Consider the following 9,248-nt stretch of genomic DNA (forward strand, 5'->3'; position numbering starts at 1 on the left):
AAAAATAGGTAGCTTTAACAATTTTAATAAAAAGCCGTTAGTTTAAAAATTCATGTGTCTCTTCACCAAGGTGACTCACCTCTCACAGAGGCGACAACTTAATGAGCTCAAGATCTAAAAAAGGCCCCCAAATAGGAGCCTTTTGTCGATGGATACCGTGCGCTAATCTAATAAAAGATTAGAGGCGACAGAGATCAATCGCTTTTTCAATCAACTCATTGGGCACATCAGAGACAACTTGTGCATCGCCTATCGTCGTTGGTAATACCAAACGTAATTGACCAGACAAGACTTTTTTATCTCGCATCATATGACTCATAAAGTCATCAAATGTCATTGACTCTGGTGTATGAACTGGCAATTTAGCTCGCTCAAGTATGGCAATGATACGCGCCACTTGCTGCGCTGAAATATCGCCGAGCAAATGAGCCGTATGAGCAGCCATAACCGTTCCCGATGACACCGCCTCTCCGTGTAGCCATTTACCATACCCTAGTTCCGTTTCAATGGCATGACCAAATGTATGACCTAGGTTCAATAATGCTCGAATACCCGACTCTTTCTCATCTTGTGCCACGACTTCCGCCTTAATGGCACAACAACGTGCAATCGCGTACGTCAACGCCGTTTGATCCAGTTGATATAAGCTGTCTAAGTTTGCTTCCAACCAATCAAAGAACTCGGCATCATAGATGATTCCATACTTAATTACTTCCGCCATTCCCGCAGCAAACTCTCTCTCGGGTAACGTTTTTAAGCAATCAATATCAATAATCACCGACTGAGGCTGATAAAAAGCCCCAATCATATTTTTACCTAAACTATGATTAACCGCCGTTTTCCCACCCACAGATGAGTCCACTTGAGAAAGCAATGTGGTAGGAATTTGAATGAAATCCACACCGCGCTGATAGCACGCTGCAGAAAACCCAACTAGATCACCAATAACGCCACCGCCTAACGCGACAACCACAACGTCTCGGCCATAGTTGCCAGACAGTAGATGCGTCATGATGGTATTAAAGGTATCGAGGGTTTTGTACTGCTCACCATCTGGAAGCTCTAACAAAGAGGTTTGACAACCTTTGTTATCCAGTTGAGCAAGAATAGATTGACTATAAAGAGGGGAAACCGTGGTATTGGTAATCAGTACCACCGATTTTCCATCTGGAATTTGAGAAAATTGCGCCGAGTCATTAAATAACCCGGCACCAATTGAAATAGGGTAGCTACGCTCACCAAGATTAACCGTAATCCGTTCCATGGTTTGCTCTCCTTTCAAAGAAGGTTGTATTAACCTTCTTCTAGCATTTTTACGATTTGGTTAGCGACCACTTTTGCACTTTGATCATCAGTGCGAACTGTGTAATCAGCTACTTCTTTATACAAATTGTTGCGTTCATCCGCAAGCGATTCCAATACTTCACGCGGATCATCCGTTTGCAGTAATGGGCGCTTTTTGTCGCGGTTTGTGCGAGCAAGCTGTTTCTCAATTGTGGTTTCTAAATATACAACGATTCCGCGCGCAGAGAGACGGTTACGGTTTTCTTTACTCTTAACCGAACCACCACCAGTCGCAAGGACAATGCCCTGCTCCTCTGTCAGATCATTAATGACCGACTCTTCGCGAATGCGGAAGCCTTCTTCGCCCTCAACGTCAAACACCCAAGAGATGTCTGCACCAGTGCGTTCTTCAATAACGGTATCAGAATCAACAAACTCCATATGAAGTTGTTGAGCTAGGTGTCTACCGATAGTGCTTTTGCCGGCGCCCATAGGGCCAACAAGAAAAATATTACGTTTTTCAGCCATGTTTAGCAGTAATTTACAACGTTAATTCAATGACATCGCCACAAGAAAATACCGAATAAAAGCATCGGGAAAAGGGCTTGTGACACCGATTCCTCACAGACAAGACGTGATAAGACCCGAAATTATCAAGGTTAGGTGACCTGAATGCAACTTTAATTTTCACTATTTTCAATAAGTTCTACCTTTACAATAACTTAGTTAACTATTATTTCTGGCGTCACAAAGATTAGTAATTCACTTTTCCCTACTTTTTCGTAGGTTCGCCTAAATAATGCGCCTAAACCGGGAATATCCCCTAACAAAGGAACTTTATCCACACTATTGGTAATACTATGTTGAAAAATCCCCCCTAGTACGACGGTTTCTCCATTGTTCACCAGAACTTGTGTTCCTATTCGTTGCGTATCAATGGCAACGGCCTCCCCTTCCTCTGTTTTTACCACCTGGCTGGGTCTATCTTGAGTCACATTAAGGTCCAACACTAAACGATTATCTGGGGTAATTTGTGGCGTCACGGTGAGTGATAATACCGCTTTCTTAAACTCCACCGACGTAGCCCCACTTGACGCAGCTTTTAGATAAGGAATCTCTGTTCCCTGTTCAATGTAAGCCGATTTTTTATTGGTAGTAATTAACCTTGGGCTGGAAATAATTTCCGCTTTGGATTCTTGTTGTAGCGCAGATAACTCAAGGTCAAGCAACACGTTAGAGCCTAGACTTGCCACTTGAAACGCCAATCGCGCAGCACTGTCGGATGTCGCGCCTAAATTGACATTAAGGAAATCATTAACAAACGCATCGCCGTCTTCTGGATCATACAGTCCTATGGTACCTAGATTATTTTCAATCGAACCACCAATCGTGGTATCGCCACTCACCTTGGTGACCCCCCAGCGAATGCCAAGTTCATCCATATTGCCCTCATTAATGGTGACAATCCGAGCCTCAATTTGAACCTGTTTTACCGGCACATCTAAGGAAGCAATAATGTCACGAATCACTGCGATATTGTCTGGCAATTCACGGATCAACAAGGAATTGGTTCGTTCATCAATCGCAATTGAGCCACGCTCCGATAACATACTCACCTCCCCTTCACCGCCCAGCATTGCTGCAACATCTGAGGCCTTAGCGTAGCTAATTTTAATAATTTCCGATCTAAGTTGCCCAATCTGCTCCGTGAGTAGGCTTTTCTCCAATGCCATTTTTTCCTGCTGATCAAGCTCCGCCTTAGGCGCGATGAGCACCACATTGCCACTTACCCGCTTATCTAACCCCTTCACACGTAAAATAATGTTTAACACCTAGGTCCATGGCACATCATCTAATCGAAGAGTGAGGTTGCCTTGGACACTGTCTGACACCACAAGGTTGAAATCATTGTAGTCGGCGAGCAACTGCAATACGTTTCTAACTGGGATGTCTTGAAAATTTATAGACGTTAATTTTCCCTGATGTGCGAGCAGCCATTTTTTTTCATCGGTTTTCTCTTTGGACAACGGCAGCAGCGTCACTCTTAACTGCTTGTTAGTTATGTCGTATGAGTAATCCACATTATTTTTGGTTTCCACCAATAACCTAACATCCGGCGTATCATCAAACAGTTCTAACTGATTCACTTCACTAGCAAAATCTTTAACATCGATAATAGACAATTGCTCAGGGCGTATCTTGGTCTGTTTCAAGACAATGCTAACCCCATTAGTTATGGTTTCCACATCAACCACGCTGCCAACTTCAGCTAAATTAACAATCACTACCCCTTGCTTTAACTCATTGAGTTCAAACGAAACCCCTTTAATGGCGTTCATGGGTTCCGCGGCTAAATTTTCCCCCGCCCACCACAGGGTCACCATCATCAATAGCCCTTTGAATACATTGCTCACAGCCCTTGGCATTACCACTTCTCCATTAATTCAACGCGAGCTTAACTTGCCTTTGAAACCAACAGCCCAAACCGTCTGATAAGGTTTCATTGACAATAAGGCCATCTGGGGTCACTTGTTTTATTTGGCCATTATTTTCGCCAATATATTGCCCTGCACTCACCTTAACCAATTGGCGATTAGGCAATTGCAATAGACCCGTTAACCCTTTCCCTTTACTCATCACCCCTTTGAGCTTCAGCTCCGTCAAACGATATTGCTCTAAGTTCCCTTTACCCCTCGCTTTGGGTTGCCAACAAGCTCGATTATTGGCCGGTCTTTGCGCTTGGGCTATCTTAGGTAAATCAAAAGGCGTACCGTATTTAGAATACGTAAATGGCACGGCATCAAATGAATAACGAGGCTGAAGCTGCGCCACTTCAATGACAATTTCCGCCTCTGTTTTTGCGACAAAGTCTGTTAAAGAGTCATCGTTAGCCTGACATCCCACCAAACCAAAAAAAAGTAACATCCAACGGCTAGCCCCCATGCCCTTACTCCTGTTTTTTTTCGCCCTGTTTAAACTGATAGGTGTAAGCCCTAACACGAAAGTGCAGCGTACTACTCTCTTGACTCACCCTTTGCCACTCGGCATTTTCAAGCAAGATAATTCGCGGTAATTGAGCAATAGACTGTGCGTAATCACCAATATTGTTGTAGCTGCCCGTCAACTCGATATCGAGAGGCAGTTTCAATAAAAAGTCCTGAGAGACGCGCTTTCCCCAATCAATTCGAGTAAAGGTTAAATCGTTATTCAGCCCCTCTTCATTCATCGCGGCCAATAAGCTGGCTAACTCTTTCTGCTCTGGCAGTTGCTGCAGTAAGAAATCATAGTGACTATTAAGCTCATTGAGTTGCGCTTGCATCAGCGGCAGTAACGCGGCTTTTTTAGCCACCCGACTTAGTGTTTGTTTCAGCTCCAGCTCTTGCTGCTTGTAATGTTCCAGCTCATCTAACGCTGGTTTTACGACAAAAAACGTTCCAGCAACAAGTACCAATATTAACAGTAACAACGCGACCAGCACTTGGGGAGCCCAAGGCCAATCCGGCATGTCATCAAGCTCTAGGTCCGCAAAACTCATTTTAGGCGGTCCCCACCCGTCCTAGGGGCCGCTGAGGTGCTATCCATTAATGAATTCGAGTTGAATTGAAAAGAAATATTGAAAGACTGGTAGCTTTGTCCAAAACGTTGACTGCCATGGACAATCGAATGCATGTCGACATTTTGCAGTAAACCAGAGCTCTCAAATCGATCCAGCATTTGAGCAAGCTTAGCGGTACTGCTACTAATACCGCTAAGCTTAAAATTCGTCCCCTCCATACGAACTTTGTCCACATAAACACCATTGGGAACTAAAGTCGGTAACGCATTCATCACTAATGTGGTTTTATTGCGCTGTATCTGCAGCATTTCCACGTAACCAAGCCGCTGCTCCAATGCAGTGTGGGATTGAGTCACTTTCACCAATGATGCTATATCTTTTTGATACTCCGTCACCTTTTGCTGAAGGTAACGCTGCCTCGCCTGCTGCTCCTCAATTTGCATCGACACGTACCACATAGCCGTTTGCACCGTCGCCGCAGCGATGACCACCGAAACAATGAGTGCAACGACAAAACGTCGGCGATGTTGATGCCGCCTATTCTCACGCCAAGGAAGCAGGTTAACCATCTCCATCTAATGCGCCTCCATCCATTGCGCGGCGTTATAAGCCACGCCTAATGCCACTGCAAATGAACCACTTAATAATGTGGCTTCCTTACTGCTCACCCCCACAGCGTTGTGCAGTGCTAAAGGTCTAGCTGGTATACCCAACTTACGCGCAATGAAGTCCATTATTTGAGGCGCATTCGCATGCCCACCACACACCAATACCCCCTCCAGAATCAAACCGCCCTGCACAGAACGATACAGCTGAATTTGTGACATCACTTTGCTGGCTATCTGCTCAAATGCCTGCTCTGCCTGGCTTTTTGGATTCACTCCCCTCGCGTCTAGACCATGTTGATGAGTGGTGTCATAGAGCCATTGTTTTGCCATATCCAGCGGCATATTTTTCGGTGGACATAGTGCGGCTTGCTGGCACCCTAAATCTAATACTCCCCAATTATCAAATACGTCTTGATGGTTGCTCAACATGCTCTGCAGCCCACGAAGTGCGTTGATATTGGTATCCATATACTGCGGCTGATAGCCCAGCGCCTTAATAGTTCCACTCCAATTATCAACAATGGACTGCTTCACCACGTGCACTCGATAGGCGTCGGTTTGTCCTTCAGATATTGGCGACGCTTTATAAAAATCGAGGGCCAACTCTTCTAATGGATAAGGGGATTGGTGGCTCATGGCTTGAAACACAGCAAACTCTTGCTCTTGCCCCTCCAATCCCCTTTCAACTGAGATGATTTTGCTGATTGCCGCGCTATCGGGAATGGCGATCGCCGCTTTTTTCCGAAAAATCGGTGGCAGTGTCTTAAATTTTTTTAGATTCTTTACAGTTTCTTGATGCTTTAATGTATGAGAATCGGAGAAAATAGCGTCAGAGCCTGTTAATTCGAGGTGGTTGATGACGGTCAGCGTGACACCATCAAGCATCAGCACAACGGCTTTGGCGCTGTAATGTCCAATATCAATGCCCGTAATCCATTTCTTAGTCATAAGAAATAACCTCAACAAATACAATAACCATGTGAAAAGGTTGAGATTGACGCCCAAATAAGCGTTAATTAACCCTATAGGTAGTTTTTGGACTAGAGTACAAGTAACTGCCTACCCATAACCTTAATCAATCAGGGAATCTCCGGTGAAGTTCATAAAGAGACTGTTGGTATTTGCATTTATTTGCATACTCTTTGGAGTGAGTACAATTTTTGGGTTTTACTACTATGTAAAACCAGAACTGCCTGACGTCGCGACACTGAAAGACGTTCAGCTCCAAACCCCAATGCAGGTATATAGCCAAGACGGGAAGTTGATCGCACAATTTGGCGAAAAACGACGCATCCCGCTTTCCTATGACGAAATCCCGCAGGATTTAATCCATGCGTTAATCGCCACAGAAGACAGTCGTTACTACGACCACTTTGGCTTTGATCCTATTGGTATCACTCGAGCCGCAGTGGCCGTTATTGCTTCTGGCAGCGCGTCACAAGGCGCAAGTACCATTACTCAGCAGCTAGCCCGTAACTTCTTCTTGTCTAATGAGAAGAAAATTATGCGGAAAGTGAAAGAAATCTTCATTGCCGTGCATATTGAACAACTGCTCAGCAAGCAAGAGATCATGGAGCTGTACGTTAACAAGATATTTCTTGGCTACCGCTCCTACGGGTTTGGCGCCGCTGCTCAAGCCTATTTTGGCCGTGATCTTGATCAGTTGACGCTGAGTGAAATTGCCGTGCTCGCCGGACTGCCAAAAGCGCCGTCAACCATGAACCCAATCTACTCAGTCGAGCGCGCCACTCATCGTCGAAATGTAGTACTCGCTCGAATGCTCAGTGAAAAGTACATCACTCAAGCACAGTTCGATGAAGCCCGAGAAGAGCCGATTATTTCGCAGTACCATGGTGCTGAAATCGAACTAAGAGCGCCATACGTCGCTGAAATCGCTCGTGCATGGATGGTCAATCGTTACGGTGAGGAAGCCTATGAATCTGGTATGCGCATCACTATGACGGTAGATTCTAAATTGCAAAAAGCCGCGCACACGGCAGCCATCAACAACCTTTTGGCCTACGATGAGCGACACGGTTATCGTGGTGCGGAAAAAGTGGTTTGGAAAGCGAACCAGCCAGCGATGTCAACGGAAGACATAACAAAGTACCTACGCAAACAACCCACTTATGGTGAACTGCGTCCTGCCATTGTCACTGCAGTTAACGCCAAATCTATTAAGGTTTGGGTGAAGGGTTACCAAGAGCAAACCATAGATTGGGATAACATCAAATGGGCTCGTAAGTTCAGAACCGATGACCGCCAAGGTGCCGCACCGAAATCAGCAGGTGACGTCACCGCCGTCGGCGAACAAATTTGGGTACGTGCAAGCCACATTGATACTCTTGAAGACGTCACGGATGTTGAACCAACAGAAAACGCAGAAGTGGCTCCAGAAAAAGCCATCACATGGCGTTTGAGTCAAGTACCCAATGCCAACACTGCATTTGTCGCGATCAATCCAGAAAACGGCGCTGTCCTTTCGCTGGTAGGCGGTTTCAACTTTGTTCACAGCAAGTTTAACCGTGCGACACAGTCTGTCCGTCAAGTCGGATCAAGTATCAAACCCTTTATCTACGCTGCAGCGCTCGATAAAGGCATGACACTGGCAAGCTTGGTGAATGATGCACCAATTAACAAATGGGACAAGAGTGCAGGCACCGCTTGGCGTCCAAAAAATTCACCTCCGACGTATACTGGTCCTACTCGACTTCGTATCGGTCTAGCTCAGTCTAAAAACGTTATGGCTGTCCGTGTCTTGCGTGAAGTGGGGCTGGATGATACCCGTGAGTACTTAACACGTTTCGGTTTTGATAAAACCAAGGTGCCACGTTCAGAGACTATCGCACTGGGTGCAGGAAGCTTAACGCCGATTCAAATGGCGCAAGGCTTCTCGGTCTTTGCTAATGGCGGATACTATGTTGAGCCTTACTACATCAGCCGAGTAGAAGACCCATTTGGTAAGGTTGAGTATGAAGCGCATCCGAATATCATTTGCCAAACTGGCTGTGCACAAGTGCCTACACCCGAGACATTCACATCAAATAGCGATGACAATGCTCCAAGTATTGAAGAAGCGACGAGTGCAACAGCGCTTGAGCCTATCGACATGGCCAGCTTCAATGAGGAAGATGTTGATACAAACGAGCCTAATTACGCGCCACAGGTTCTCTCTGAGCAAACGGCATTCCTCACTCGTGAAATGATGTATAGCAACATTTGGGGCGGTGGAAACTGGCGTGATGGCACGGGATGGAACGGCACCGGTTGGCGAGCTCAAGTGTTAAAACGCCGCGATATTGGCGGAAAAACAGGTACCACAAACGATTCTAAAGATGCGTGGTACAACGGTTATGGACCAGGCATTGTGGCGACTGCTTGGGTTGGTTTTGATGATCACCAAAGAAAGCTCGGCCGAACCACAACCAACAGTAACTTAGGCAAAGAGCAAATTACGGGCGCGGAAGCAGGAGCGAAAACGGCGCAACCAGCATGGGTCGATTTCATGCGCATTGCATTGGATGATAAACCACAAGCTTCCAAAGCTATCCCTAATGGGATATCTCGAGTGCGTATTGATCGTGACTCAGGATTACTATCAAACAAAACCGATTCATCGTCTATGTTTGAGTACTTTGAGATTGGCACTGAACCAAAAGAATACGTTCAAGAAAGTCTCACGGATACTTTGTACTCCAGTGATACCTCGGAAGGGGAAAGCCTGTTTTAGCGATGATGTATTTCATCAGACACCGCCAAAACTAATCGTTGGCAAGTCATCATTAAAGCCCTCTTTCAGA

The 9,248-nt window shown here is 45.6% G+C and carries 7 protein-coding genes and 1 pseudogene; 1 reads left to right on the forward strand and 7 read right to left on the reverse strand.

The genetic code is table 11. The features are described from left to right. Positions 1 to 178: 178 nt before the first annotated feature. From aroB to pilM, 7 genes and pseudogenes are all read right to left on the reverse strand, one after another. Entirely contained in the window at positions 179 to 1,264 is a 1,086-nt protein-coding gene (gene aroB, locus MD535_RS20505) for a 3-dehydroquinate synthase (RefSeq protein ID WP_265676883.1), read from the reverse strand. Positions 1,265 to 1,293: 29 nt separating this feature from the next. Further along, entirely contained in the window at positions 1,294 to 1,812 is a 519-nt protein-coding gene (gene aroK / locus MD535_RS20510; RefSeq protein ID WP_265676884.1) for a shikimate kinase AroK, read from the reverse strand. Positions 1,813 to 2,006: 194 nt separating this feature from the next. Continuing rightward, positions 2,007 to 3,698 (reverse strand): annotated as a pseudogene (locus MD535_RS20515) (type IV pilus secretin PilQ). Between the two features lie 25 nt (positions 3,699 to 3,723). Next, positions 3,724 to 4,227 carry a pilus assembly protein PilP gene (locus tag MD535_RS20520; RefSeq protein WP_265676885.1) on the reverse strand — a complete coding sequence of 168 codons (504 nt, stop codon included), beginning with the start codon at positions 4,225 to 4,227 and terminating at the stop codon, positions 3,724 to 3,726. Between the two features lie 4 nt (positions 4,228 to 4,231). Beyond that, on the reverse strand, positions 4,232 to 4,819 hold the full coding sequence (locus MD535_RS20525) for a type IV pilus inner membrane component PilO (RefSeq protein WP_265676886.1): 588 nt from the start codon (positions 4,817 to 4,819) through the stop codon (positions 4,232 to 4,234). Further along, positions 4,816 to 5,415 carry a PilN domain-containing protein gene (locus MD535_RS20530; RefSeq protein WP_265676887.1) on the reverse strand — a complete coding sequence of 200 codons (600 nt, stop codon included), beginning with the start codon at positions 5,413 to 5,415 and terminating at the stop codon, positions 4,816 to 4,818. Before MD535_RS20530 ends, MD535_RS20525 begins: the two co-directional genes overlap by 4 nt. Beyond that, positions 5,416 to 6,396, reverse strand: a complete 981-nt coding sequence (gene pilM, locus MD535_RS20535; protein WP_265676888.1) for a pilus assembly protein PilM — start codon at positions 6,394 to 6,396, stop codon at positions 5,416 to 5,418. A gap of 145 nt (positions 6,397 to 6,541) precedes the next feature. Between pilM and MD535_RS20540 the strand changes: the two genes are divergently transcribed. Then, positions 6,542 to 9,178, forward strand: a complete 2,637-nt coding sequence (locus MD535_RS20540) for a penicillin-binding protein 1A (protein WP_265676889.1) — start codon at positions 6,542 to 6,544, stop codon at positions 9,176 to 9,178. Positions 9,179 to 9,248 lie beyond the last annotated feature (70 nt).

Source organism: Vibrio qingdaonensis (genome assembly GCF_026191675.1).
Classification (GTDB): Bacteria; Pseudomonadota; Gammaproteobacteria; order Enterobacterales; family Vibrionaceae; genus Vibrio; species Vibrio qingdaonensis.

Excerpts from the sequence above, each read along its gene's own strand:
- MD535_RS20520 (WP_265676885.1), bottom strand. The coding sequence starts at position 4,227 with ATGGGGGCTAGCCGTTGGATGTTACTTTTTTTTGGTTTGGTGGGATGT.
- aroK (WP_265676884.1), bottom strand. The coding sequence starts at position 1,812 with ATGGCTGAAAAACGTAATATTTTTCTTGTTGGCCCTATGGGCGCCGGC.
- MD535_RS20530 (WP_265676887.1), bottom strand. The coding sequence starts at position 5,415 with ATGGAGATGGTTAACCTGCTTCCTTGGCGTGAGAATAGGCGGCATCAA.
- aroB (WP_265676883.1), bottom strand. The coding sequence starts at position 1,264 with ATGGAACGGATTACGGTTAATCTTGGTGAGCGTAGCTACCCTATTTCA.
- MD535_RS20525 (WP_265676886.1), bottom strand. The coding sequence starts at position 4,819 with ATGAGTTTTGCGGACCTAGAGCTTGATGACATGCCGGATTGGCCTTGG.
- pilM (WP_265676888.1), bottom strand. The coding sequence starts at position 6,396 with ATGACTAAGAAATGGATTACGGGCATTGATATTGGACATTACAGCGCC.